This is a genomic window from Methylibium rhizosphaerae (assembly GCF_006386545.1).
Taxonomy (GTDB): Bacteria; Pseudomonadota; Gammaproteobacteria; order Burkholderiales; family Burkholderiaceae_C; genus Pseudorivibacter; species Pseudorivibacter rhizosphaerae.
Window position 1 is genome coordinate 1 of sequence record NZ_SWAR01000013.1, and the last position, 24,622, is coordinate 24,622.

The 24,622-nt window shown below is 68.6% G+C and carries 31 protein-coding genes; 21 read left to right on the forward strand and 10 right to left on the reverse strand.

Annotated features, from left to right (window positions below):
- The 5 genes from E8D38_RS11480 to E8D38_RS11500 all read left to right on the forward strand — a co-directional run.
- Positions 1 to 1,342: flagellin N-terminal helical domain-containing protein (locus tag E8D38_RS11480; RefSeq protein WP_140629745.1), on the forward strand; the 1,342-nt coding region annotated here is incomplete at its 5' end.
- A gap of 143 nt (positions 1,343 to 1,485) precedes the next feature.
- Complete coding sequence (gene fliD / locus E8D38_RS11485; RefSeq protein ID WP_140629748.1) at positions 1,486 to 2,943, forward strand: flagellar filament capping protein FliD; 1,458 nt, start codon at positions 1,486 to 1,488, stop codon at positions 2,941 to 2,943.
- 95 nt (positions 2,944 to 3,038) lie between these two features.
- Complete coding sequence (fliS, locus tag E8D38_RS11490; RefSeq protein WP_140629752.1) at positions 3,039 to 3,476, forward strand: flagellar export chaperone FliS; 438 nt, start codon at positions 3,039 to 3,041, stop codon at positions 3,474 to 3,476.
- A gap of 53 nt (positions 3,477 to 3,529) precedes the next feature.
- Complete coding sequence (locus tag E8D38_RS11495; protein ID WP_140630137.1) at positions 3,530 to 3,832, forward strand: flagellar protein FliT; 303 nt, start codon at positions 3,530 to 3,532, stop codon at positions 3,830 to 3,832.
- A gap of 49 nt (positions 3,833 to 3,881) precedes the next feature.
- Positions 3,882 to 4,649, forward strand: coding sequence for a flagellar brake protein (locus E8D38_RS11500; RefSeq protein ID WP_246099443.1), 768 nt, complete (start codon positions 3,882 to 3,884; stop codon positions 4,647 to 4,649).
- A gap of 259 nt (positions 4,650 to 4,908) precedes the next feature.
- Here the strand turns inward: E8D38_RS11500 and E8D38_RS11505 are convergent, their stop codons facing one another.
- Positions 4,909 to 5,895 carry a YopJ family acetyltransferase gene (locus E8D38_RS11505; RefSeq protein WP_140629755.1) on the reverse strand — a complete coding sequence of 329 codons (987 nt, stop codon included), beginning with the start codon at positions 5,893 to 5,895 and terminating at the stop codon, positions 4,909 to 4,911.
- A gap of 382 nt (positions 5,896 to 6,277) precedes the next feature.
- Between E8D38_RS11505 and E8D38_RS11510 the strand changes: the two genes are divergently transcribed.
- Positions 6,278 to 6,643, forward strand: coding sequence for a VOC family protein (locus E8D38_RS11510; protein WP_140629760.1), 366 nt, complete (start codon positions 6,278 to 6,280; stop codon positions 6,641 to 6,643).
- Positions 6,644 to 6,751: 108 nt separating this feature from the next.
- Positions 6,752 to 7,192 carry a GNAT family N-acetyltransferase gene (locus E8D38_RS11515; protein WP_140629763.1) on the forward strand — a complete coding sequence of 147 codons (441 nt, stop codon included), beginning with the start codon at positions 6,752 to 6,754 and terminating at the stop codon, positions 7,190 to 7,192.
- Positions 7,193 to 7,223: 31 nt separating this feature from the next.
- Here E8D38_RS11515 and E8D38_RS11520 read toward each other — a convergent pair whose 3' ends face one another.
- The 3 genes from E8D38_RS11520 to fliE are packed head-to-tail and all read right to left on the reverse strand — an operon-like array spanning position 7,224 to position 8,219.
- Positions 7,224 to 7,622: a type II toxin-antitoxin system VapC family toxin gene (locus E8D38_RS11520; RefSeq protein WP_140629769.1), complete on the reverse strand. Its 399-nt coding sequence runs from the start codon at positions 7,620 to 7,622 to the stop codon at positions 7,224 to 7,226.
- A 2-nt stretch (positions 7,623 to 7,624) separates the two neighbouring features.
- Positions 7,625 to 7,846, reverse strand: coding sequence for an AbrB/MazE/SpoVT family DNA-binding domain-containing protein (locus tag E8D38_RS11525; protein WP_140629772.1), 222 nt, complete (start codon positions 7,844 to 7,846; stop codon positions 7,625 to 7,627).
- 46 nt (positions 7,847 to 7,892) lie between these two features.
- Positions 7,893 to 8,219 carry a flagellar hook-basal body complex protein FliE gene (gene fliE, locus E8D38_RS11530; protein ID WP_140629775.1) on the reverse strand — a complete coding sequence of 109 codons (327 nt, stop codon included), beginning with the start codon at positions 8,217 to 8,219 and terminating at the stop codon, positions 7,893 to 7,895.
- A gap of 189 nt (positions 8,220 to 8,408) precedes the next feature.
- On the opposite strand from fliE, the gene fliF reads away from it, so the two are divergent.
- The 13 genes from fliF (at position 8,409) to fliR (ending at position 19,696) form a co-directional block, all read left to right on the forward strand.
- Positions 8,409 to 10,109: a flagellar basal-body MS-ring/collar protein FliF gene (gene fliF / locus E8D38_RS11535; RefSeq protein WP_140629778.1), complete on the forward strand. Its 1,701-nt coding sequence runs from the start codon at positions 8,409 to 8,411 to the stop codon at positions 10,107 to 10,109.
- 31 nt (positions 10,110 to 10,140) lie between these two features.
- On the forward strand, positions 10,141 to 11,136 hold the full coding sequence (gene fliG / locus E8D38_RS11540; RefSeq protein WP_140629781.1) for a flagellar motor switch protein FliG: 996 nt from the start codon (positions 10,141 to 10,143) through the stop codon (positions 11,134 to 11,136).
- On the forward strand, positions 11,120 to 11,872 hold the full coding sequence (locus tag E8D38_RS11545; RefSeq protein ID WP_140629785.1) for a FliH/SctL family protein: 753 nt from the start codon (positions 11,120 to 11,122) through the stop codon (positions 11,870 to 11,872). The genes fliG and E8D38_RS11545 overlap by 17 nt, the downstream gene beginning before the upstream one ends.
- A complete protein-coding gene (fliI, locus tag E8D38_RS11550; RefSeq protein ID WP_246099444.1) occupies positions 11,869 to 13,287 on the forward strand; it encodes a flagellar protein export ATPase FliI in 1,419 nt (472 codons plus the stop codon). The genes E8D38_RS11545 and fliI overlap by 4 nt, the downstream gene beginning before the upstream one ends.
- Before the next feature lie 23 nt (positions 13,288 to 13,310).
- On the forward strand, positions 13,311 to 13,808 hold the full coding sequence (gene fliJ, locus E8D38_RS11555) for a flagellar export protein FliJ (protein ID WP_140629788.1): 498 nt from the start codon (positions 13,311 to 13,313) through the stop codon (positions 13,806 to 13,808).
- An 8-nt stretch (positions 13,809 to 13,816) separates the two neighbouring features.
- Entirely contained in the window at positions 13,817 to 15,103 is a 1,287-nt protein-coding gene (locus E8D38_RS11560) for a flagellar hook-length control protein FliK (RefSeq protein ID WP_140629791.1), read from the forward strand.
- 176 nt (positions 15,104 to 15,279) lie between these two features.
- Positions 15,280 to 15,924: a flagellar basal body-associated FliL family protein gene (locus E8D38_RS11565; protein ID WP_140629793.1), complete on the forward strand. Its 645-nt coding sequence runs from the start codon at positions 15,280 to 15,282 to the stop codon at positions 15,922 to 15,924.
- A 136-nt stretch (positions 15,925 to 16,060) separates the two neighbouring features.
- Positions 16,061 to 17,062: a flagellar motor switch protein FliM gene (gene fliM / locus E8D38_RS11570; RefSeq protein ID WP_140629796.1), complete on the forward strand. Its 1,002-nt coding sequence runs from the start codon at positions 16,061 to 16,063 to the stop codon at positions 17,060 to 17,062.
- Positions 17,055 to 17,498 carry a flagellar motor switch protein FliN gene (gene fliN / locus E8D38_RS11575; protein WP_140629800.1) on the forward strand — a complete coding sequence of 148 codons (444 nt, stop codon included), beginning with the start codon at positions 17,055 to 17,057 and terminating at the stop codon, positions 17,496 to 17,498. The genes fliM and fliN overlap by 8 nt, the downstream gene beginning before the upstream one ends.
- 5 nt (positions 17,499 to 17,503) lie before the next feature.
- On the forward strand, positions 17,504 to 17,863 hold the full coding sequence (locus tag E8D38_RS11580) for a FliO/MopB family protein (protein WP_246099445.1): 360 nt from the start codon (positions 17,504 to 17,506) through the stop codon (positions 17,861 to 17,863).
- 4 nt (positions 17,864 to 17,867) lie between these two features.
- Entirely contained in the window at positions 17,868 to 18,644 is a 777-nt protein-coding gene (gene fliP, locus E8D38_RS11585; RefSeq protein WP_181179066.1) for a flagellar type III secretion system pore protein FliP, read from the forward strand.
- A gap of 8 nt (positions 18,645 to 18,652) precedes the next feature.
- Positions 18,653 to 18,922, forward strand: a complete 270-nt coding sequence (gene fliQ / locus E8D38_RS11590; protein ID WP_140629806.1) for a flagellar biosynthesis protein FliQ — start codon at positions 18,653 to 18,655, stop codon at positions 18,920 to 18,922.
- Between the two features lie 12 nt (positions 18,923 to 18,934).
- Positions 18,935 to 19,696, forward strand: coding sequence for a flagellar biosynthetic protein FliR (gene fliR / locus E8D38_RS11595; RefSeq protein ID WP_140629809.1), 762 nt, complete (start codon positions 18,935 to 18,937; stop codon positions 19,694 to 19,696).
- A gap of 24 nt (positions 19,697 to 19,720) precedes the next feature.
- Here fliR and E8D38_RS11600 read toward each other — a convergent pair whose 3' ends face one another.
- The 6 genes from E8D38_RS11600 to E8D38_RS11625 all read right to left on the reverse strand — a co-directional run bounded on the left by E8D38_RS11600 (position 19,721) and on the right by E8D38_RS11625 (position 23,873).
- The gene (locus E8D38_RS11600) at positions 19,721 to 20,083 is read right to left on the reverse strand and encodes a DUF1801 domain-containing protein (RefSeq protein WP_140629812.1); all 363 of its coding nucleotides are present in this window, start codon (positions 20,081 to 20,083) and stop codon (positions 19,721 to 19,723) included.
- A 25-nt stretch (positions 20,084 to 20,108) separates the two neighbouring features.
- Positions 20,109 to 20,981 (reverse strand): KPN_02809 family neutral zinc metallopeptidase, encoded by an 873-nt coding sequence (ypfJ, locus tag E8D38_RS11605; RefSeq protein WP_140629817.1) that lies wholly within the window; start codon positions 20,979 to 20,981, stop codon positions 20,109 to 20,111.
- 109 nt (positions 20,982 to 21,090) lie between these two features.
- The gene (locus E8D38_RS11610) at positions 21,091 to 21,294 is read right to left on the reverse strand and encodes a hypothetical protein (protein WP_140629820.1); all 204 of its coding nucleotides are present in this window, start codon (positions 21,292 to 21,294) and stop codon (positions 21,091 to 21,093) included.
- A 75-nt stretch (positions 21,295 to 21,369) separates the two neighbouring features.
- Positions 21,370 to 21,549 (reverse strand): hypothetical protein, encoded by a 180-nt coding sequence (locus E8D38_RS11615; RefSeq protein ID WP_140629824.1) that lies wholly within the window; start codon positions 21,547 to 21,549, stop codon positions 21,370 to 21,372.
- Positions 21,550 to 21,775: 226 nt separating this feature from the next.
- The gene (gene dcd / locus E8D38_RS11620) at positions 21,776 to 22,345 is read right to left on the reverse strand and encodes a dCTP deaminase (RefSeq protein ID WP_140629827.1); all 570 of its coding nucleotides are present in this window, start codon (positions 22,343 to 22,345) and stop codon (positions 21,776 to 21,778) included.
- A 73-nt stretch (positions 22,346 to 22,418) separates the two neighbouring features.
- Positions 22,419 to 23,873 (reverse strand): C13 family peptidase, encoded by a 1,455-nt coding sequence (locus E8D38_RS11625; protein ID WP_140629832.1) that lies wholly within the window; start codon positions 23,871 to 23,873, stop codon positions 22,419 to 22,421.
- Positions 23,874 to 24,063: 190 nt separating this feature from the next.
- On the opposite strand from E8D38_RS11625, the gene E8D38_RS11630 reads away from it, so the two are divergent.
- Complete coding sequence (locus E8D38_RS11630; RefSeq protein WP_140629835.1) at positions 24,064 to 24,606, forward strand: Mpo1 family 2-hydroxy fatty acid dioxygenase; 543 nt, start codon at positions 24,064 to 24,066, stop codon at positions 24,604 to 24,606.
- The last annotated feature ends 16 nt before the right edge of the window (positions 24,607 to 24,622 follow it).

Here is a 24,622-nt window from a genome sequence, read left to right on the forward strand (position 1 = left end):
CGATGCCGCCGGCCTGGCCATTTCCGAGCGCTTCACCTCGCAGATCCGCGGCCTGAACCAGGCAGCGCGCAACGCCAACGACGGCATCTCGCTGGCCCAGACCACCGAAGGCGCCATGCAGGCCGCCAGCAACATCCTGCAGCGGGTGCGCGAACTGGCCGTGCAGTCGGCCAACGCCTCCAACAGCGCCAGCGACCGCCAGGCCCTGCAGCAGGAAGTCTCGCAGCTGGTCTCCGAGCTCGACCGCATCGCCACCACCACCGAATTCAACGGCCAGAAGCTGCTCGACGGCACCTTCGGCACCCAGCAGTTCCAGGTCGGCGCCAATGCCAACCAGACCATCGTGGCGGCCACCGCCAACCTGCGCACCACGGTGTACGGCAACAACCAGGTGCAGTCCGCCGGTGCCGCCGGCGCGGCAGCGGCCTGGGGCGCCAACGGCGTGACCGCCGGCAGCGTGGCCGTCAACGGCGCGCTGGGCAGCAAGACGGTGACCATCGGCGCCAACCAGACCGCCAAGGCCATCGCCGACAACATCAATGCGGTGCGCGGAGACACCGGCGTCACCGCCACCGCCCGCACCGAGATGAGCCTCGCCTTCGGCGCGGCCGGTTCGTACTCGCTGGCGCTGCGCTCCGAAAACGGCACGGCCCAGACGGTGTCGTTCTCGCTGTCGGCCGCCAACACGGCCGAAGGCCTGGCCCCTGCCGTGGCCGCCATCAACGAGCAGAGCGCCAAGACGGGCGTGATCGCCTCGATGAACCAGGCCGGCACCGCCATCATCCTGACCGGCACCACCGGCAACGACGTGCTGGTATCCGACACGACCGTCGTCAACGCCGGCGCCGTGACGGTGCAGAAGCTCGACGCCACCGGCGCCGCCTCGGGCGGTGCGCTCACGCTGACCGCCGACGCCACCGCCGACAACGCGCTGGTGAGCGGCTACATCACGCTGGACTCCGACAAGTCCTTCGCGGTGGACGTGACCACCTCGAACGCCTTCGCCGACACCGGCTCCACGCTGAAGAAGGTGTCCGACCTCGACGTGTCGACCTTCGCCAAGGCCAGCGAGGCCCTGAAGACGGTGGACTCGGCGCTGACCTTCATCAACAGCGAACGTGCCAAGCTGGGCGCCCTGCAGGCCCGCTTCGAAACCACGATCGCGAACCTGAACACGACGGCCGAGAACCTGACCGCCTCGCGCAGCCGCATCCAGGATGCCGACTTCGCCAAGGAAACCGCCGCCCTGTCGCGCGCCCAGGTGCTGCAGCAGGCCGGCACGGCGATGATCGCCCAGGCCAACCAGCTGCCCCAGCAGGTGCTGTCCCTCCTGAAGGGTTGAGCACTCCCGAAGCAGTACGAAGGCCGCCACGTCGCGGCCTTTCTTTCTTGGCGCGCCGGGGCTCAAGTTCCCGGCACGACTGGCCGATAACCCGAACGAGCGCCCTCCCGGCGCCGCAGGAAGCATCCCCCAGGGGTTGAACGATGGCAGGAACGATCTCATCCGCCGGTATCGGCAGCGGCCTCGACGTGTCGGGCATCATCGACAAGCTGATGGCCACCGAGCAGGCGCCGCTCACCAAGCTCAAGACCGAGGCCACCGTGATGCAGACCAAGCTGTCTGCGTTCGGCCAGATGCAGTCGCTGCTGTCGGGCTTCCGCGATTCGCTGTCGCCGCTGTTCTCGGCCGACAACTACTCCCTCACCTCGGCCGCCAGCAACGACTCGGCCTCGGTGGCCGTGACCAGCACCGCCAAGGCGGCCGCCGGCAACTACGCCGTGTCGGTGACCACGCTGGCCGCCTCGCAGACCACCGTGAGCACCGCGGGCCAGTTCACCGACTCCGCCAGCGTGGCCGGCACCGGCTCGCTCACCATCCGCCTGGGCAGCTGGGACGCGGGGATGACCACCTTCACCCCCAAGACCGGCAGCTCCGACATCGTGGTGCCCATCGGCGCCAGCGAAAGCACGCTGGCCGGCATCCGCGACAAGATCAACGCCGCCAACGCCGGCGTGCGGGCCAGCATCATCACCGACGCCAGCGGCGCGCGGCTGTCGCTGCAGTCCACCACGACCGGCGCCGAGAACGGCTTTCGCATCACCGCGACCGACGACGACGGCAACCACACCGACGCGGCCGGCCTGTCGCGCCTGGCCTTCGACCCGCCCGGCGGCGCCACGCAGATGTCGCGCACCCAGGCCGCGGCCAACACCGCGGCCACCATCAACGGCATCGCCGTCACCTCCTCCAGCACCACCCTGACCGACGTGGTCGAAGGCATGACCTTCACGCTGAACAAGGTGACGACCTCGCCGGTGACCGTGACCGTGTCGCGCAACACCGATGCGCTCAAGGGCATGGTCAACAACATGATCAAGGCCTTCAACCAGCTCAACGCCTTCCTGGACGAGGCCACCAAGTACGACGCCTCGAGCAAGTCGGCCGGGCTGCTGCAGGGCGACCGCACCGCGGTGGGCCTGCAGAACCAGCTGCGCGCGCAGATCGGCGCCAACGGCGCCGCGTCCAGCGTGTTCGGCACCCTGTCGTCCATCGGCGTCGAGTTCCAGAAGGACGGCTCGTTGAAGCTCAACGACGCCAAGTTCGCCAAGGCCCTGGAGAACCCGGCCGAACTGCAGAAGGCGCTGGGCGCCTGGACGCCGTCGAACCAGGCCACCAACGGCTTCGCCAAGAAGCTGGCCATCTGGGCCGACGGCATGCTGGGCACGCAAGGCACGCTCACCAGCAAGCAGAACTCGATCAAGACCCAGATCACCCACAACCAGAAGGACCAGGTCAAGGTGAACGAGCGGCTGGTCGCCATCGAGAAGCGCCTGCGCGCCCAGTACAGCGCGCTGGACAGCACGATGTCGCAGGCCAATGCGCTGCAGTCCTACGTGCAGCAGCAGATCACCTCCTGGAACAACATCAAGATCAACGCCTGAATCCCCGGATCTGACGGCTCCTGACGGCGCAAACCGGGTTCAAGAAACTCCGGCAGGCGCCGAAAACCAAAACAACACACGCAGGAGCGATTCGGATGTTCACCAGCCCCCAGACCTTCGGCATGCGCAAGCCCATCGCCACCGCCTACCGCGAAGTCGGTGCCAGCACCGCCATCGACGGCGCCAGCCCGCACAAGCTGGTCAGCCTGCTGTACGCCGGCCTGGCCTCCGAGATCGCACGCGCGCGCGGCGCCATCGCCCGCCAGGACGTGGGCACCAAGTGCGCCGCCATCAGCAAGGCGGTGCGCATCGTCGACGAAGGCCTGCGCGCCCCGCTCAACATGCAAGCCGGCGGCGAACTGGCCGCCAACCTTGCCAACCTCTACGACTACATGGTTCGACGCCTGACCGTGGCCAACCTGCACAGCGACGACGCCGTGCTGGCCGAGTGCGCCCATCTCACCGACACCCTCCGCCAGGCCTGGGACGGCATCGCCGACCAGGTGCACGCTGCTGCGAAGGTGGCCGCATGAGCATGACGGACCCCCAGGCCACCACCACGCCTGCGCCGAGCGAAGGACGCACCATGAACACCACCCTGCTGAGCTACTACGAAGCGATCGAGCGCGCCAGCGCCGACATGCTCGCGGCCGCCCGCGCAGGCGACTGGGACCGCGTGGTCAAGCTCGAAGGCGCCTGCGCCGTGCTGATCTCGCGGCTGAAGCATGCCGCCGCCGGCGAACAGCTCGCCCCCGAGGAAGCCCAGCTCAAGACCCGCATCATGCAGCGCATCCTGGTCAACGATGCCGAGATCCGCACGCTGGCCGAACCCTGGCTCGAAGACCTCGATCGCTTGATGGCCGGCCAGCCGAAGAACATACTGCACTGAACCAGGGGTGCAGCGCCGGGCCGCCGCCCCGCAAGCGGGAGCAGACAACATGAGCTATGACACGCTGCCGATGCCTCTCGGCGCCTTCCAGGGCAACGCCGGGGCGCTCGACGACTTTCGCATCCACTCGCCCAGCGAACTGCAGTCGCTGCTCAAGCAGCTGCAGGACAGCAACACGCTGCTGCACCTGAGCACGCCCGACGGCGTCACCTACACCACCACCCTGTGGGCGGTGGACGCGGCGCGCGGCGTCGTGTGCTTCAGCGTCGACAGCAACGATCCGCACGTCGAACGCCTGCTCGAAGGCGACGAGGCCGTCGCGGTGGGCTACGTCGACAACATCAAGGTGCAGTTCGACGTGGGCGGACTGGTGCTCGTGCACAACAACCGGTCCGCCGCGCTGAACGCCGCCTTCCCGCGCGAGATCTACCGCTTCCAGCGCCGCGGCAGCTTCCGTGTGCGGCCGCTGGCCGGCTCCCTGCCGGTGGCGGTGGTGCCAACGCCCGAAGCCTCCGGCGGCAGGATGGAGCTGCGTGTGATGGACGTGAGCCTCACCGGCGTGGCCCTGTTCCTGCCCGACGACGCTCCGAGCCTCGAGCCGGGCGCGAGCCTGGAGCACGTGTCGCTGCAGCTCGATGCCGACACCCGTTTCAGCGTGACGCTCAAGCTGCACCACGTGAGCGCGCTGCACCCGGAAAGCAAGGGCGCGCGGCTCGGCTGCGAACTCGACAGCCTGGGCGGCGAAAGCGCACGCGCCCTGCAGCGCTACATCGACCAGACGCAGAAGCGCCGGCGCATGATGGCGCTGGACGGCTGACGGCCTGCTCCCTTCGCTCGCCCGTGCGGTGATTCGCCTGGACAGGCAGGCGCAGCCCGCGATCGGGCACAAGGACCGGGTCACGTCGAACCCGACCACCGTGACCAGCTTCACCCCTCTGGCGGGCGACCCCGTTTGGCGTGGCGCAGAAGAGTTCTGCGTCGCTGCCTGACGGCCTGACACCGCGGAGCCCGCCGACGACTGCAGGCGCGCCATGCTGACCGTCGCGGTTGACGCGCTCTCCGAGCAACCATGAGGTCTAGCTCGGCCCGTCCTTGACCAGATGCGCCAGCGCCGTACGAACGAGGTCGATGCGCTTGGCCTCGTACGAATTGCTGTACGTGCGCGGCTTCTCGGCCTTGGCGTCCCATCGGTGGGTCAGGTGCGAGGTCCAGCGTTCCAGGAGCGTCTGGCCGTCGCGGTTGACCACGGGGTTGAAGACGCCGTCCTGCTTTTGAGCGTGTGGCGAGGCATCGCGCTGGAACAAGCTGTCGAGGAGGGCCGTCCCGGAGGTCGAATGCTTGAGCAGCGAAGCCGGCAGGAGGGTGGCGGGCAGGGGGGTGATGTGCGAGCCTGACGCGTCGGCGGGGGGCTTGGCCAGGATGGCGTCGTGGAGGCGGGCGATCTGGGGCTCCGAAGCCATCTTGCGGGCGGCCGCCAGCGCAAAGATGTCGCAGCCTTCGGGGGTGCGTTGGGCCGTGGTGTTGGCGACGGCCAGGTGGAGGCGTACGGGCGGATCGCCGGGCAGGCGTCGGCGCAGGGCGTCCGTGACGCGGGGCAGGAGGTCCTGCCACAAGTCCATCACCTGCTCCTTGTCGCCCAGGCTCTCGACGAGGATCAGCGACGCGTCGCGCGATGAGGGGTTGCACTTGACGCTGAGGGCCGAGCGATGGTCGGTGTCGTCGTCGTTGTTGATGATCATCCGCCAGGCCGCCGACGTGCCGAGCCCTTCCGCGAGGCGACGCACGAGAGGGTAGTCGTCGATGGCGTCCTGGAGCTCGAACTTCATCACGTCGTTCCTCTCGAGATGCAGGCCGGGCTCCGCGCGGTTCAGGCCCGCGATGAGCGCATCGAGGTGCTCCGCATCCTTGACGACGGGCGTTCGGTTCTCCAGGTACGCGGCTTCGAGTTCGAGCAAGTAGTTCATCAGGCCGGGCTGCCGCTGCGCGGCGAGCTCACGGTCGAAGACCGGCCCGAGCGAGGGATCGCGTGCCTTCGCGATGGCCTTGGGGTACCGCGGTGCCATGGAACTCGAGGCCGCCGCCCCGGTGCCTGAAGGGTCCGGCGCGCGGCGCGAGCACTCCGCCGAACGAGGTGTCGCCTTCCAGGCGCGGCCGCTTGCGCGGGGCGTCGGACTCGGCCCCACGGCCGAGGTCGTGCCTAATGGGCAGCGGCGAGGCAAGGGGACTCGTTGTGGGCGGGTATTTCATGATGGGCGAGAGACTCCAAACTACTGTGCGGACGGACGCCCGGCGCGCCTCGGCCTGATGCGAACACGGCGCCGGCGGAGCGAAGCCACCTGCTGCACAGGCCGCGCATTGACGCCACGGCATGTTCCCGTGCGGGCAACGCTGCCTATCATCCGCTCCTGCGAACCGTCGCCCGCCCGCCTGCCTGCCGAGACACCGATGAACCTCAACACCGCCCGCGTCTTCGTTCGCGACATCACCCGTGCTCGCGAGTTCTATGCACAGCAGCTGGGCCTGAAGCTCAACGCCGCCGATCTCGCGCGCGGCTATTGCGTGTTCAACGCCGGCAACTGCGAGCTGGTGGTCGAGGCAGTGCCGCCCGACGCACCGGCCGACGAGCAGGCGCTGGTGGGCCGCTTTACCGGCCTGTCGTTCCTGGTGCCCAACGTGCATGTCGCCCACCAGGACCTGGTCGGCCGCGGCGTGGTGTTCACCGGAGCGCCGCAGCGCCAGTTCTGGGGCGGCACGCTGGCCACGCTGCGGGACCCGGACGGCAACGAACTGCAGATCGTGCAGCGCGGCTGAGGCGGCGACAGTCGGACCGCACGCCTTCGGTCCGGCACTCAACGCTTCGCTTCAAGCGGACATCACTTCGAAGCGCCACCTATCCTCGGCGCGATTTGCGGAGGATGCATGCAACCGTTGACGAGCGATGTGAGGCCCGCGCTGGCGCCGGCACCCAGGAACCTCCCGACCTTCAACACCGAGCGATTCGTGGTCGCGCCGCTCGACCCGCAAAAGGCCCGCGAGCTGCTGGCCGTGCTCCTTCAGGACGAAAAGCTCGCCGAGCAACTGCCCTGGCTGGAAGAGAAGACGAAGGATGGCGCCCTCAGGGAAGCCTTCCTGCTCGAACTCCAATGCGCGACAGGCGCCACCCAGGCCTGGGGCATCGTGGAGCGGTCCCACGCGATGTTCGTCGGCATGGTGCTCTGCCGCCACGACTTGAGCGGCATCGACGTCGAGGTGCTCTGTGCCTCTCAGTTCTGGAACCAGGGCATTGCTGACGAAGTGGGTGAGCCGGTGGCCGACTGGCTGGAAGACAACGCAGAGGTGGAGCTCGTCACGGCGCACTGACGCTGGCGGCACAGCGCGTCAGGCGTGGCACCTAGGCCAGCAGGCGGACCCCATCCACCTTCGACGCGGCCTTGTCGAACGTCCACAACGGCTGTTCACCCGCCTGGGCGGCCAAGGCGGCGTGCACGCAATCGGAGTAGTCGGCCGCCCCCTTGCCGTAGAGCGCGAGTGCGTACTCCAGCGCCCCTTCCGATTCGAACGACAGCTCCACGGCCGCCAGCAACGTGGAGAGCGTCCGGATCACGGCGTCCTTGCCGAACCTGAAGGTCGATCGAAGCACCCATTCCAGTTCCAGCGAGACGGAAACGGGAATGTAGAGCGTCTCGCCGCCATTTACGCACTGGCGGATCAGACGACGGGCTGACGCAAGCTGCGCCGCGTCGTCCTGGACGAGGTAGCGGACAAGGATGTTGGTGTCGAGCGCCGCCATGGTCAGCGCCAGGCGTTCATGTCTTCCACGGCCACATGCTTCCCCTTCGGGGCCTTCAGCATGCCGGCGAGGTCGAGGATGGACTTGGTCTTCGCCCGCACGACGATGGCGCCATCGGGCATGACGTGCCACACGAGGCGCGTGCCAGGACCGGCGCCCAGCTGCTCTCGCACCTGTGCCGGCACGGTGGTCTGCCCCTTGGCGGTGATGGTGGATTCGGACATGGCGGCTCCTTACTTTTCGAATGATTGTAAGGCCGCCTCCCGCCCATCACACCTGCATGTTCATGATTTCACTGTAGGCCTGCACCATCCGGTTCCTCACCTGCAGGGCCGACTGGAAGCCGATCTGTGCCTTCTGCATCGCGACCATGGTCTCTTCCAGGCTCACGGTCGGGTTGTCGAGCTGAACCTCGCGCTGCATGCGGGTGGCTTCGTTCTGGGCCTCGCTCACCGAGCGCAGCGCCTGCGCGAAGCTCTGCTGGAAGCCGGTCGCCTGGGCCGCCTGTGTGCTTTCCTTCACGGCTTTCGCCACCTGCGGCATGCCCGCACGGGCGGCCGCTTGCGCGAAGTCGAAGGGTTTGAGTCTCACATCCATGGCGGTGTACCTGTGGTCCCGGCAGATTGGGATGGCACGGATGCTACCGGCGCGCCGTCAAACCGATGGGGCGAACTGGGCGTCGTTTTCCGGGCTGTTCGCGGCATTTGTTTCGGAGCGTGTCCGAATAATCCGCTCAAGTTGTGCAGGCTCGTGCCGAGCCGCGCGCATTGAGGGAACAAGTCGAACATGGACACCGTCGTCGCCCAACCGATCCCCGCCGCCATGGCCCCGGCCGCCGCGGCACGCCCCGTCGTGAATGCGAACCCCGGCTTCGGCGAACGCCTGATGGCCCTGCCGGCCAAGCGCAAGTTCCTGCTGGGCGCGGGCCTCGCGGCACTGCTCGCCATCGTGGCGGCCATGGCCATGATGTCCAGCCAGGGTGACTACAAGGTGCTGTACGCCAACCTGTCCGACAAGGACGGCGGCGCCATCCTTGCGCAGCTGTCGCAGATGAACGTGCCGTACAAGCATGCCGACGGCGGCGCGGCCATCCTGGTGCCGGCCGACAAGGTGCACGACGTGCGCCTGAAGCTCGCCTCGGCCGGCCTGCCCAAGGGCTCGGTCACCGGCTTCGAGCTGATGGACAACGCCCGCTTCGGCATCACCCAGTTCCAGGAGCGCCTCACCTTCCAGCGCGGCCTGGAAGGCGAACTCACCCGCTCGATCATGGCGCTGGCCGCGGTGCAGTCGGCACGCGTGCACCTGGCCCTGCCCAACCAGAACGGCTTCTTCCGCGAGCAGCAGAAGCCCAGCGCCTCGGTGATGCTCACGCTGCACCCGGGCCGCACGCTCGACCGCGCCCAGGTGGCCGGCATCGTGCACCTGGTGTCGTCGAGCGTGCCCGAGCTCAACCCCAAGGCGGTGAGCGTGCTCGACCAGACCGGCGCGCTGATCTCCGGCCCGACCGATGCGGCCGCCAACGGCGGGCTCGACGCGCAGCAGCTGCAGTACGTGAACCAGATCGAGGCGATGCACACCAAGCGCATCCTCGACATCCTGGAGCCGGTGGTGGGCCGCGACAACCTGCGCGCCCAGGTCACCGCCGAGGTGGACTTCTCGCAGACTGAATCGACCTCCGAGCAGTTCAAGCCCAACCAGGGCTCCGCTGCCGACCAGGCCACGGTGCGCAGCCAGCAGACCTCCAGCTCCACCGGCGGCGCCAATGCACAGCCCAGCGGCGTGCCGGGCGCGGCCTCGAACCAGCCGCCGGTGCCGGCCACCGCGCCTATCAACGGCGCCGCCCAGCCGCTGCAGGCGGCACAAGGCGGCAATGCCGCGACCGCCGGCCCGTCGCGCGCGGAGTCGGTGACCAACTACGAAGTCGACAAGACCGTGCGCGTGACGCGCAATGCCACCGGCACGGTGAAGCGCCTGAATGCCGCGGTGGTGGTGAACCACCGCACCAACACCGACGCCAAGGGCAAGACGACCACCGTGCCGCTGTCGGCCGAGGAACTCGACAAGCTGACCGCGCTGGTGCGCGAGACCATCGGCTTCAGCCAGGACCGCGGCGACTCGGTCAAGGTGGTCAACGCGCCCTTCAAGGTGGAGAAGATCACGCCCGCCGACGTGCCGCTGTGGAAGCAGCCCGAGACGATCGACCTGCTGCGCACGATGGCCATTCCCGGCGCGCTGACGCTGCTGGCGCTGATCGTGGTGTTCGGCGCCATCCGGCCGGCACTCAAGGCGGTGGAAAGCTCGCGCCCGGCACCGATGCTCGATGCAGTGATCGATGACGCGCAGACGCTGGGCAACGACCCGCAGGCCCTGCCCGCGCTGGAAGCCCCGCAGTCGGACCGCCGCCTGGAGGACGCCCGTTCCTTCGCGAAGGAAAACCCGGGCGCGGTGGCCGCCATCGTGCGCACCTGGGTGAGCAAGGAAGCCTGAGCCCGGCCAGCGGCTCACAGGAACCAAGAACATGGACGACCAGGGACTCGAAGACTCCGCGATCCTGCTGATGTCGCTCGGCGAGGAAGAAGCCGCCGAGGTATTCAAGCATCTCGCCCCGAAGGAAGTGCAGCGCCTGGGCGAGACGATCGCCAAGCTGAAGACCGTGCCGCGCGAGCGGGTGGACCAGGTGCTCACCCGCTTCTCTTCCGACGCGGCGGAGCAGAGCATGCTCGTGACCGACACCGACGAATACGTGAAGCAGGTGCTGCGCCGCGCGCTCGGCGACGACAAGGCCAACCTGCTGATCGACCGCATCCTGCAGGGCAGCGACGTCACCGGCATCGAAAGCCTCAAGTGGATGGACCCGGGCTCGGTGGCCGAGCTGCTGCGCAACGAGCACCCGCAGATCGTGGCCGCCATCCTGGTGCACCTGGACTACGACCAGAGCTCCGACGTGCTCAAGCACTTCACCGACCGCCAGCGCAACGAGGTGATGGTGCGCATCGCCACGCTCGACGGCATCCAGCCTTCGGCGCTGAAGGACCTGAACGAGGTGATGAGCAAGGTGCTGGCAGGCGGCGACAAGCTGAAGAAGGCTTCGCTGGGCGGCGTGAAGCCGGCAGCCGAGATCATCAACCTGATGGGCAGCAGCATCGAGACCTCCATCCTCGACTACGTGCGCGAGATGGACAACGAGCTGGCCCAGAAGATCATGGACAACATGTTCGTGTTCGACGACCTGAACAAGGTCGACGACCGCGGCATCCAGTCCCTGCTGAAGGAAGTGCAGAGCGAGTCGCTCATCATCGCGCTCAAGGGGGCCACGCCCGAGCTGCGCGAGAAGATCTTCCGCAACATGTCCACCCGCGCCGCCGAGACGCTGCGCGAGGACCTCGAGTCGCGCGGCCCGGTGCGCGTGTCCGAGGTGGAGGCCGAGCAGAAGGAAATGCTGAAGATCGTCCGCCGCCTGGCCGACGAAGGACAGATCGTGCTGGGAGGCGGCGGTGATGACCAGTTCCTCTAAATCGAAGGGACCCCGCCAGGTGCCGCCGCCCAACGCGGATCCGAAGGCCAGCTACGCACGCTTCATCCCGCGCGAAGAACTGCACACCTTCGCGGCGTGGAACCCCGGTGCGCTGCCAGGCAGCGAGGCTGCAGCGGCAGCCGCCCAGGCCGAGGCCGAGCCGGTGCCGCCCACCGCCGAGGAAATCGCTGCCCAGGTGCACGCCGCACGCCAGGCGGGCTACCAGGACGGCTACCGCGACGGCCTCGTGGCCCTCGAAGGCTTCAAGCAGAGCTATGCCGCCCAGGTGACGGCGCAGGTGGCGCACATCGCGTCGGCCTTCCAGCAGCAGCTCGGCGGGCTCGAGAACAACCTCGCGCAGCGCCTGGCCGGCGTGGCGCTGTCGCTGGCGCGCCAGGTGGTGCGCAGCGAACTCGTGCAGCGCCCGCAACTGGTGGTCGACGTGGCCCAGGAAGCGCTGACGGCACTGCTGATGTCGGCCCGGCACATCACCCTGCGGGTGCACCCCGACGACCATGCGCTGGTCGTGCAGGGGGCGCACGAGCTGATCGAGTCGCGCGGCGCACGGCTGGTGCCCGATGCGCAGATCACCCGCGGCGGCTGCATCGTCGAGTCCGACATCGGGGTGATCGATGCCACCGTCGAAGCCCGCTGGCAGCGCGCCGCCGGTGCCATGGGGCGCGAGTCCGAATGGACCGGCTCGGACGACATGAACCCCTCCGAGGACACCGAATGAGCGGCGCCTCCGTCATGAACACGGCCTCGGACAAGTGGCTGCGCTACCTGGACGACCTGCACAACTTCGCCAGCTCGCCGCTGCCGCTGGAAACCCAGGGCACGCTGGTGCGGGTGGCCGGCCTGGTGCTCGAGGCCGCCGGCATCCGGGTGCCGGTGGGTTCGGTGTGCGAGGTGCGCATGGAAGGGCAGCCGCCGGTGCTGGCCGAGGTGGTGGGCTTCGCGGGCGACCGCGCCTACCTCATGCCCACCGGCGAAGTGCACGGCCTGGCCAGCGGCGCCCGGGTGGTGCCCCGCTCCACGCCGGTGGCCGCGCCCGTGCTCGGGCAGCCGAGCCACCCGTGGCGCCGCAGCGAAGACCGCACGCGGCACCTGCCCATCGGCGACGGCCTGCTGGGCCGGGTGATCGATTCGCACGGCCAGCCGATGGACCGCCTCGGCCCCGTCTCTCACGTGCACAACGAACCGCTGGTGCGCCGCCCCATCAACGCGATGGACCGCGACCCGGTGCGCGAGCCGCTGGACACCGGCGTGCGTGCCATCAACGCCATGCTCACCGTGGGCCGCGGCCAGCGCATCGGCCTGTTCGCCGGCTCGGGCGTCGGCAAGTCGGTGCTGCTGGGCATGATGGCCAAGTACACCGCGGCCGACGTGATCGTGGTCGGACTGATCGGCGAGCGCGGCCGCGAAGTGAAGGAATTCATCGAAGACATCCTCGGCGAGGAAGGCCTGGCCCGTGCGGTGGTGGTGGCGGCGCCGGCCGACGCGCCGCCGCTCACCCGCATGCAGGGTGCGAGCTACGCCACCGCGATCGCCGAGCACTTCCGCGACCGCGGCAAGCACGTGCTGCTGCTGATGGACTCGCTGACCCGCTACGCCATGGCCCAGCGCGAGATCGCGCTGGCCATCGGCGAGCCGCCGGCCACCAAGGGCTACCCGCCTTCGTGCTTTGCCAAGCTGCCGCAGCTGGTGGAACGCTCGGGCAACGGCCTGAACGGCTGCGGCTCGATCACCGCCTTCTATACCGTGCTGTCCGAAGGCGACGACCAGCAGGACCCGATCGCCGATGCGGCACGCGCCATCCTCGACGGACACATCGTGCTGTCGCGCGAGCTGGCCGAAAGCGGACACTACCCGGCCATCGACATCGAGCGCTCCGCCTCTCGGGTGATGCACAACGTGGCCCCCCCCGAGCACCTGGACGCCGCGCGCCGCTTCCGCCAGCTCTGGTCTCGCTACAACAAGGCACGCGACCTCATCCAGCTGGGCGCCTATGCGCCGGGCCATGACGCCGAGCTGGACACCGCCGTGCGCAGCCACCACGACATGCTCGCCCTGCTGCGGCAGGACATGCACGACCCCGCACCGCTTGACCACAGCGTGCTCCAGCTGCGGCAACTGGCCGCCGCTCGCTAACCAGGCCCTGAACAGGACACCCCATGACCAGCAGTACCCAAGCGATCCACGCCCTCGTCCTCGTGCTCGAGCAGACCGAACGTGAACGCGACCAGGCACTGGCCGAGCAGCTGCGCGCGCAGCAGGTGCTCGACGGTGCGCAGCGCCAGGCCGAGCAGCTGCTGCACTACCGCAGCGAATACGAACAGCGCTGGAACACCCAGTTCCGCCAGGCCGGCGCGAAGGAGATCGTGCAGTGCTACCAGGGCTTCATGGGCCGCCTGCAGTTCGCGGTGGACCAGCAGCAGCACCAGGTGGCCATGGCCACTGCCACGCTGGCCGCAGCGCGCGACACGCTGCGTGCGCTGGAGCTGCGCACCGCCGCCGTGCGCAAGCTGATCGAACGCCGCCAGCAGGAACTGGCGCTCGCGGCCGGGCGCCGCGAGCAGAAGCTCACCGACGAACAGGCTTCGCGCGCCGCCTGGACGCGCTTGAGCAGCCTGAGCAACCAGCCGCTGCCCGGCGGCATCCTGCCCGCCTGACCGAATCGATGAACACCAACACCCGAGCGCTGTCCAGCCTGCTGCCTGCAGCCCACCCGGCGGCTGCCGCCGAAGCACGCGCCGCCAGCGCGGTGGCCCCCGCACCCGGCATGGACTTCGCCAGCCTGATGGGCGGCGCGCGACTGCAGGCGGCGCAGGCACCTGCTGCGGCGTCCCGGCCCGAGCCCGCGCCCGCTGCGCCGCAGACGCCGCCGCCGCCCGCGGGCAACACGTCTTCTCAGCAGCAGTCGCGCGCCCTCAACGAGCGCCGCGAACGTGAACGCATCCATGACCGTGCCGCCGAGCAGCGGGCCCAGCAGGCCCGCCAGCAGGCCGCGCGCAGCAGCAGCGGCGCGCAGGCCGCCGATCCGGCGGCCGATGCAGCAGGCGCCACCGAGGGCGACGACAAGGCGCGCCCCGCGGCCGACGACAAGCAGGTCGCCGTGACGCCGCTGGCCGAATGGCTGGCGAGCCTGAACCCGGCCACCCTGCAGCCGCCGGCAGCGCAGGGCGAAGCCGGCGGCTCGGCGCAGGACGCGCTGGAGGCGGCCGGCAGCGATCACCCGTTGTCCGGCGCGGGCCAGCAGCAGCAGCAGCGCCATGCCGGCGGGCTGCGCCGCGGCATGGCCGCCGCCGGCGCGGAAGCGACCGCGCCCGATGCCGCCTCCGCAGGCGAACGTTTCGAGCTGCCCGCAGCCGATGCGCAGGCGGCAGCAGCCACTTCGGCCCGCGTCGAGAGCGCCGGCCCTGCGGCTGGCAAGCCGAATGCCGACGCGCCGGCCATCGTGAACAACCTCACGACACCCGCCGCGGAAGTGGGCGGCAGCGCCGAGGCTGCGGCCCCCGCCGCGGTCGACGTGCCCACGCCGGCCACCGATGCCGACTTCCCCGACGTGCTGGCCACCCAGGTGAGCGTGCTGGTGAAGGACGGCGTGCAGCAGGCCGAGCTGCACCTCAATCCGGCCGAGATGGGGCCGATCTCGGTGCAGATCGCGGTGGACGGCAGCCAGGCCCAGGTGGACTTCGCCGCCGCGGCCGGCGCCACCCGCGAGATCATCGAATCGAGCCTGCCGATGCTGGCGGCCGCGCTGCACGAAGCCGGCCTCACGCTGGCCGGCGGCGGCGTGTTCGAGCACGGCCGCCACCATGCCGGCAGCGCCCGGCAGGACGGCGCGTCGTCGACGTCGCAGCGCGGCGGTGGCGTGGGCGACGCCGGCGGACCGGAAGGCACGGCCGCTGCAGCGCCGCCGGCCCGCCGCGTGGCACACCGCGGCATGCTCGACCTGTACGCCTGAGCACGCCCGGCCGGGTCCGGACGGACGCGCCGGGCCACTCCCAAGCAAGGCCTGTTTTCCGCCCTTTATCGAGGCTTCGCGCGAGGGCCGGACTCGAATAATCACTCCAAGAAGCTTCGGCTGCCTTGTGCGCGTGTGCGCACTCGGGCGGCCGGTCCATTCAAGGAGCAAACCCGATGTCCGCTGCTGCTGCCAAAGCCGCTGCCCCCGACGCAGGCGCCGAGCCTGCCAAGAAGAAGCTCTTTTCGGGCAAGCTGATGCTGCTGCTCGGCGTGGTGGTGCTGCTGCTGGCGGTGGGCGGCGGCGGCGCCGTCTACCTGCTCAAGCAGAAGGCCGCCGCCGCGGCGGCCGAAGAGGGCGACGAGGAAGAGGTGGCCGAGGCGCCGAAGAAGGCGGCCAAGCACGACCCCGGCCACGTGCCGACCTTCCTGCCGCTCGAACCCTTCACGGTGAACCTGGCCGATCGCGACCAGGAGCGCTATGCGCAGGTGAGCATCACGCTCGAAGTCGAGGACGCGAAGTTCGCCGACCAGATGAAGACCTACATGCCCGCCATCCGCAACGGCGTGCTGATGATCCTGGCGCACAAGAGCTCGGCCGAGCTGCTCGAACGCGCCGGCAAGGAAAAGCTCGCCGCCGAGATCCAGCGCGAGGCGGTGCGCCCGCTGGGCATCGAGATCGACGAGGAAGACGAACCGGCGGCCAAGGCCTCCGGCGACGACGAGGAAGTCGAGGCGAAGCCGAAGAAGAAGCGCAAGAAGAAGGCCGCCGTGCACAACCCGGTGCGCCACGTGCACTTCTCGAACTTCATCATCCAGTAGACATGGCCCACCCCCGTAGCGCCTTCGGCGCTCCCCCTCGAGGGGGCGCCGCCAGCAGACCGGCAAAGCCGGATCTGCGGCGACCGCTGGGCGTGCGGGCGCTGAACACGCCGCACGAACATCGGGAGTTGTCACGATGAATCAGCAGATTCTTTCGCAAGACGAAGTCGATGCGCTGCTGCAGGGCATCACCGGCGAGAGCCAGAAGCTCGAGCAGGAGGAGGTGCAAAGCGGCGGCATCCGGGACTACGACCTGGCGAGCCAGGAGCGCATCGTGCGCGGGCGCATGCCCACGCTGGAGATCATCAACGAGCGCTTCTCCCGCAACATCCGCATCGGGCTGTTCAACTTCATCCGCAAGACGCCCGAGGTATCGGTAGGCTCCATCAAGGTGCAGAAGTACAGCGCCTTCCTGCGCGAGATCGTGGTGCCGACCAACTTCAACATCGTGTCGGTGAAGCCGCTGCGCGGCTCGGGCCTGGTGGTGTGCGACCCAACGCTGGTGTTCGCGGTGATCGATTCGCTGTTCGGCGGGCTCGGAAAGTTCCACACCCGCATCGAAGGCCGCGATTTCTCGCCCACCGAGTCGCGCATCATCACGCGCCTGGTCGAGGTGATCGAGGCCGAGTACAAGAAGGCCTGGCACGGCGTGTATCCGCTGGAGCTGCAATACCAGCGCTCGGAGATGCAGCCGCAGTTCGCCAACATCGCCGCGCCCAGCGAGATCGTCGTCTCGACCTCGTTCACGCTCGAGATCGGCGAAACCACCGGCACCATCCACTTCTGCATTCCCTACGCGACGCTGGAGCCCATCCGCGACGTGCTGTATTCCACCGTGCAGGGCGATTCCGCCGAACCCGACCGCCGCTGGGTCAAGCTGCTCAAGCAGCAGATCCAGTCCGCCGAGGTCCAGGTGGTGGCCGAACTCGCGCACGCACACGCCACCGTCGAGCAGCTGCTCTCGCTGAAGCCGGGCGACTTCCTCGAGCTCGACCTGAACAAGGTGATCGAGGCCAAGGTCGACGGCGTGCCCATCTTCAATTGCCAGTACGGCACCTCGAACGGCAAGTACGCGCTGAAGATCGAACAGATGCTCACGAACTCGAACATGAGCTGGTTAGGAGATACCAATGTCTGACCCGAATACCGCCGAACAGGACGCAATGGCCGACGAATGGGCCGCGGCGCTCGCCCAGCAGAAAGATGCGAGCGGCGGCGGCATGAGCGGCGAGGTGCTGGCCGAGGCCGAGACGGTGGCGCCTGCGGCGTTCACCAACTTCGCGCCGACCACCGGCAACACCGCCGGCAACGACATCAACATGATCCTGGACATCCCGGTGCAGCTCACCGTGGAGCTGGGTCGTACGCGCATTCCGATCAAGCACATCCTGCAGCTGGCGCAAGGCTCGGTGGTCGAACTCGACGCGCTGGCCGGCGAGCCGATGGACGTGCTGGTCAACGGCTATCTCATCGCCCAGGGCGAAGTGGTGGTGGTGAACGACAAGTTCGGCATCCGCCTCACCGACATCGTGACGCCTTCCGAACGCATGCGGCGCCTGAGCCGGGGGATGTAAGGCACGTGGCACCCACCGGACTTTCGATCCTCTGGTTCATCGCGATCATCGCGATGATCCCGCTGGCGCTGTGGCTGCTCAAGCGCTCGCCGTACGGCGCATCCATCGGCGCCGGCGGCACCGGCAGCGCCACACGCACCGTGTCTTCCATGCAGTTGTCGCCGAGCCAGCGCATCGTGACCCTCGAGGTGGGCACCGGCGAGGCTCGGCAATGGCTGGTGCTGGGCGTCACGCCGCAGAGCATCACCACGCTGCACACGATGGCGCCGCAAGAGCTGCCCCCCGCACAGAACCAACCTCCCGTGCCGTTTGCGGCGCTGCTGCAGAAGCTGCAGCACAAGCGCCCGGACGATGCACAGCGCTGACACCATGCTTTCTCTCGTTCGCCACCGCCGTGGCATCGCTCTCGCGGCCGTATCGCTGATTTCGGCCATTCCTTGCGCCGCTTTAGCGCAGCAGGCCGGCGGCGCGACCGCCTCCCTGCCGCTGCTGGTGGGCCAGGGCGCGGGCGGCACCAGCTACTCGGTGCCGATCCAGACGCTGCTGTTCTTCACCGCCCTGAGCTTCCTGCCGGCGGTGCTGCTCATGATGACCGGCTTCACGCGCATCGTGATCGTGCTGAGCCTGCTGCGCCAGGCGCTGGGCACGCAGGCCGCGCCGCCCAACCAGGTGGTCATCGGGCTGTCGCTGTTCCTCACGCTGTTCGTCATGGGCCCGACCATCGACCGGGTCTACAACGAAGCCTACAAGCCCTTCACCGCCAACCAGATCAGCTTCGACGAGGCGCTTGCGCGCGGCGAGAAGCCGATGCGCGAGTTCATGCTCAAGCAGACCCGCCAGAGCGACATGGAGCTGTTTGCGAAGCTGGCCAAGGTGGACGCCTCGGTCAAGGCGCCGGACATGCCGTTTCGCGTGCTGGTGCCCGCCTTCGTGACCAGTGAGCTGAAAAGCGCCTTCCAGATCGGCTTTCTCATCTTCATCCCGTTCCTGATCATCGACATGATCGTGGCCAGCGTGCTCATGAGCCTCGGGATGATGATGCTGTCGCCGGTGCTCGTGGCCCTGCCCTTCAAGCTGATGCTGTTCGTGCTGGCCGACGGCTGGAACCTGCTGCTGGGTTCTCTGGCGGCGAGCTTTTCGCAATAGGCGGATAGATGGAATCCCAACAAGTCCTCACCCTCGGCCAGGAAGGCCTGATGATGCTGCTCACCATCTCGGCCCCGCTGCTGCTGGTGGTGCTGGTGGTGGGCCTGGTGGTCAGCATCTTCCAGGCCGCCACGCAGATCCACGAGGCCACGCTGTCCTTCGTGCCCAAGCTGGTGGCCGCCGTGATCGTGCTGGCCATCGCCGGCCCCTGGATGATCAGTTCCCTGGTCGAGTACCTGCAGCGCACCATTCAGGCCATTCCCACTGTCGTTGGGTAGTGACCGGTCAGCATGCTCACCTTCACTGAAGCCCAGTTGATGGCGTGGCTGTCGCCGGTCTTCTGGCCCTTCATACGCATCCTGGCGCTGTTCATGACGGCGCCGGTGCTGTCGATGCGCAACATCCCGGTGCGGGTGAAGATCGCGCTGGCTTTTTTCGTGGCGTTCACCGCGCAGGCCACGCTGCCGATCGCACCCACCATCGCGCTCGACTCGCACCAGGCCCTGAACGCCCTGCTGCAGCAGGTGCTGGTCGGGGCCGCGCTGGGCTTCGCGGCGCGCATCGTGTTCGCGGCGATCGAGTTCGCCGGCGAGCTGATCGGGCTGCAGATGGGCCTGAACTACGCAGCCTTCTTCGACCCGACCACCGGCGGCACCAGCACCGCGTCGGCCCGCTTCTTCGGCACCATGGCGGCCTGGCTGTTCGTCGTGATCAACGGCCACCTGCTGCTCACCGTGGCGGTGGTCAAGAGCTTCGAGTCCTTTCCCATCGGCTCCGAGCCGCTCGCCTTCCTGACCACCCTGCAGCCGCAGGTGTGGGGCGCAGAGGTCTTCAGCCTGGGGCTGTGGATCGCCCTGCCCATCATCGCGATGCTGCTGTTCGTGAACCTGGTGCTGGGCGTGATCTCGCGCGTGGCGCCGCAGATGCAGATCTTTGCGGTCGGCTTTCCCATCACGCTGTCGGTCGGCCTCATCGGCATGACGCTCACGCTGCCGATGATGCAGGCGCCCTTCACGATGGCGCTGGAGCGGATGCTTTCGCTCTTCCAGTAGTGACTGGCGACCTGTGACGGGTGACTAGGAAGCCGCTTCCACGGAGGCAGTCACAAGGTCGCGCACGACCTCGCTGTCGATGGGCTGCCGGTAGCGGCACTTCAGGTGGCGCATGCCCTTGCCGGTGCCTTCGAGGGCGGTGTACTGCACGGCCAGCTCGGCGCCGTTGAAGAACTGCAGGTGCGCATGGCTCTTGTGCAGCACGATCGAGATGAGGCTCAGCCCGTCGAGCTGGAAGGTGAGGTTGCCCCACTTCACCGCCTGCGTGAGCTGCGGCGCGGCGGACATCACGGCGTCGCGCAGGGCCTGCGCGGTTTCTCGTTCCTCGGGGGCGAGGTTGTCGAAGTAGGCCGCCACCAGGGCGGCCGGACGGACCGGCGTGCGCATGGTTGATGCCTGCTGACTTCCTAGCTCACGGTGATTGCGCCTCGAAGGTGTTGCACTGGGCGATGCTGCCGCCTTGCAGCCCGCGCTGGAACCAGGCCTTGCGCTGCGCGCTCGTGCCGTGCGTGAAGCTCTCCGGCACCACCTGGCCCTGCGAGCGGCGCTGCAGCGTGTCGTCGCCGATCTGCGCGGCCGCGTTCAACGCCTCCTCGATGTCGCCCTGCTCCAGCCAGCCCTTGCCACGCTGCGAATGGTGGGTCCACAGGCCGGCGAAACAGTCGGCCTGCAGCTCCAGCCGTACGCTCAGCGCATTGCCCTGCGCCTGGCTCACCCGCTGGCGCATCTCGTCGACCTTCTGGGTGAGCCCCATGATCTTCTGCACGTGGTGGCCGACCTCGTGCGCCACCACGTAGGCCTGCGCAAAGTCGCCGGGCGCGCCGAGCCTGGACTTCAAGGTCTCGTAGAACGACAGGTCGATGTAGACCTTTTCGTCAGCCGGGCAGTAGAACGGCCCCATGGCCGATTGCCCCTGCCCGCAGGCGGTGCCGGTGGCGCCGCGGAACAGCACCAGCCTGGGGACACGATAGGTGGCGCCGGCCTGCTGGAACACCGCGGTCCAGACGTCCTCGGTGTCGGCCAGCACGGTGGAGATGAATTTCGCCTCCATGTCGTCGGCAGGCGGCCGCTGCGCCGGCCCGCTTTCGATGGCGGTGGGAGAGCCGCCGCCAAGGATGCCGAGGATGGTGAGCGGATTGATGCCGAAGATCCAGCCGCCCAGCAGCGCAATGACGATGGTGCCGATGCCGATGCCGCGGCCGCCGATCGGCAGGCCGCCCATGCGGCCGCCCGAAGCGCGGCGGTCTTCGACGTTGTCGCTCTCGCGGTGCCCTTGCCAGCGCATCGAAACTACTCCCGGGCCGCGATGGCCTCGTGGGCCATGGTAGCGCCGCGGTTGCGCGCCACCAAGGGGAAAGCCCGCAGGTCGCGCCGATGGCGTGGTGCGGGCCGGTTCAGTGGCGCAGCAGGGGCAGCAGCTGCATCAGCGTCGCGGCGGAACGGCGCAGCGGCTCGCACGAGCTGGTCGAGGCACGCGAATAGCACTCGGCCGCGTAGGCTGCATCACGCTGCAGGCGGTTCAGGTCCACCCACCAGCCCAGCCCGGCCATCAACCACTTGAAGTCGACCAGGTGCACGATCTGCTGGCCGTCGGCCATGGGGTCTCGCCGACTGCTGCCCGCAGGGTCACTGCGGTCCTGACGGCGTTGGGCGTTCATGACGGCGCCGGCTCTTCAGTGGGCCGTCTCGCCACGGGGCTTGCCCTGCGGCTCGAGCAACTGCTGCGCCAGTGCCTGCGCTTCCGCGTCCGCGGGAGGCGGGGCCGGGCGGTCGAAGAGGTCGGCAAACGACGTGCGGGTGAACTCGGGCGGGATCTCGTCGCAGTACTCGATCACCTGTGGCTGCGGAATCATCTTCTTACTCCTTGAGGGACCTGGGCCGGTTATCGGCAGGTCCATGGGCGAAAGATAGGCGCATCGCCTCCGCGGCAAAGGTGAAAAAGACCCAAAAACAACGCCAATGCTCACATTCAGCGCCGCACCTACGACCGAACTTCACGCAGGCCGACAAGCCTTGTCGGCGGCTGCCCGACAAGCGGCGGCCCGGGCAGGCACTAGACGCTGCAGGCAGGCGCCGGCTTCAGGTCTTGGGCAGCGTGACGCCGCGCTGGCCCTGGTACTTGCCGCCGCGGTCCTTGTAGCTCGTCTCGCAGACCTCGTCGCTCTCGAAGAACAGCACCTGCGCGCAGCCCTCGCCCGCGTAGATCTTGGCGGGCAGCGGCGTGGTGTTGCTGAACTCGAGCGTCACGTAGCCCTCCCACTCGGGTTCGAAAGGCGTGACGTTGACGATGATCCCGCAGCGCGCGTAGGTGCTCTTGCCCAGGCAGATGGTCAGCACGTTGCGCGGGATGCGGAAGTACTCGACGGTGCGGGCCAGCGCGAAGCTGTTGGGCGGGATGATGCAGACGTCGGCGTTGATGTCGACGAAGCTCTTCTCGTCGAAGTTCTTCGGGTCCACCACGGTGCTGTGGATGTTGGTGAACACCTTGAACTCGGGCGCGCAGCGGATGTCGTAGCCGTAGCTCGACGTGCCGTAGCTCACGATCTTGTGGCCGTCGGTCGCGTAGCGCACCTGGTTGGGCTCGAACGGCTCGATCATGCCGTGCTGCTCGGCCATGCGGCGGATCCACTTGTCGGACTTGATGCTCATCTGCTGGCGCCTCGGGCCAGCGCTCGGCGGCGGCCCCGTGGAAGAAAGGAAGAGGGCGGATTGTAGTTTTCGGCTACTGGGGTGCCGCCGCACGGGCCTGCAGCCGGGCCTCCAGCTGCACCAGCCGCTCGCGGATGGCGGCGCCGGCCTGCAGCTGCGGATTGGAATGGCCGTCGCTCTTGCCGGCCTCCCGCTCGCGCCGATCGATCACCGGCCGAGCCGCCGCCAAGGCCTGCTCGAACGACAGCGTGTGCTGCCGCAGCTGCTCGTCGAATACCGCGCGGCCGTAGAAGGTGAGCTCCGAGAGGCGCCCGCAGCCGTAGCTGGTGTGCTCAGCATCGGCCGCCGTCATCACCAGCGTGCCGTCATCGGCAAGCGGCGCGACCCAGCTGCCGGAGTAGCAGGCGGAGATCGAGAGCACCCGGTGGCGGATGCCGGCGGCGTCGAGCCAGCCCTTCAGCATGGCGGGCTCCAGTGCCTCGAGCGTCATGGGCCGCAGGCGCGCAGACATCTTGCCGTCGCGCGCGCCATGCGAAGTGAGATGGATGAACAGCACGTCCTCGTCGGGGTCCATCAGCTGAGCCGCCCGTTCGATGGCGCGCTGCAGGTTCAGCGGCGTGGCCCAGGGCAGCTCCTGCGCCGTGTCACGGTGGTTCACCAGCTGCAGCGTGCGGCCTGCGGCATCGAAGCGCTGCCGCATCACGTCGGCGACCATCGCGCTTTCGCGGCGGAATACGTCCTCTTCGCCGAAGGGGGCGAAGGTGAGCACGTACAGGTCCACGATGCCGGGGCGCTGGGGCTGCAACGCCGCCAGCTGGCCGGCGATCACTTCGATCTGGCGTTCCATGAGCGCTTGCGACAGCTCCAGGCGTGGCGGCTCGGGCGCCCGCTCGGCAGCGGCCGGCTGCATGGGGTACCAGAACCGATGCTGTTCGATCCATTCCGGCAGGCTCCACCACGCCACCCCGAGCACCAGGGCCGCCCCCGCCGCCGCCGCGCCGCGGCCGGGCAATGCGCGCCAGAAGACGCAGCCGGCGGCCACCACCGACCACACGAGAGACAGGGACCACAGCGCCGCCATCCCCCAGTCGGGCAGCACGGGTTGCGCGTCCCAGCCGGCGTGGATGACGCCTGCATAGACCGCTCCGGTGACGGCACCGATCACCAGCCACTGGGCCGACAGCAGCACGAAGGCGCCGAGCGCGTGGCCCGGCAGCACGAACAGGCATACGGCCGCCAGCGCCAGGGTCGAGAGCCAGCCGGAGTCGAACGCCGGCAGGTGGAAGGAGGCCGGCCCCACGACGTACAGGCGCTGCAACAGCAGCGAGAGCAGCACGCCCATGGCCACCACGCCCACGACCACCGGGGCCGTCGGCTTCAGAGATTGCCACTTCACCGGCAGCAGCAATGCACTGCGTGCGCCGGCGGCCAGCCAGGCACCCAGGCGGGCGCTGCCGTCCGGCCGGGGCGGCCAGGCGTGCGCGACGGCCTCGGAGGAGCCTGGCGCGGGATTCGTCTCGGTCGTCATGTGGGTTCGCCTCCCTGGAGCGGCGCACTGTAGCGTGCACCGCTCGGCACCGGCACCGGCACCGCCAACAGCGAAGGCGAGGGAGTCGCTGCTGCGCATCAGGCCGGGCAGATAAGGGACTGTCGGGATTTTGACAGCCGGCAAGAACGCGTCACACTAGGATCAACGGCACAGAGCAAGGAGACAAGACATGCGCACCGCCACCGACCTGCTGAGCCAGTACGCGGCCTATCACCGCGACCGCCGCAACATCGCCACCCACTTCGTCGGCATCCCGATGATCGTGTTCGGCCTCGGCGTGCTGCTCGCGCGGCCGCAGTTCGACCTGGCCGGGCTGGCGATCACGCCGTCGTGGGTGGTGTTCGTACTGGGCGCGGTCTGGTACCTCACCCGCGGCAGCCTGGTGCTCGGCCTGGCCACCTGCGTGGTCACCGGCGTGCTGTTCATGCTGGCCCACCAGGCCGCTGCCGGCAGCACCGCCGCCTGGCTGGGCTGGGGCGTCGGCGCCTTCTTCGTGGGCTGGGTGATCCAGTTCGTCGGCCACTACTACGAGGGCCGCAAGCCGGCCTTCGTCGACGACCTCGTCGGACTGATGGTCGGTCCGATGTTCGTGGTGGCCGAGTGGCTGTTCGCCGCCGGCTGGAACAAGCCGATGCTGGCCGAGATCGAGCGCCGCGCCGGCCCCACGATACTGCGCGACCTCGCGGCCACGATGCCCGGCCGCCTGCACTGACGGCTGCCCGCGAGCG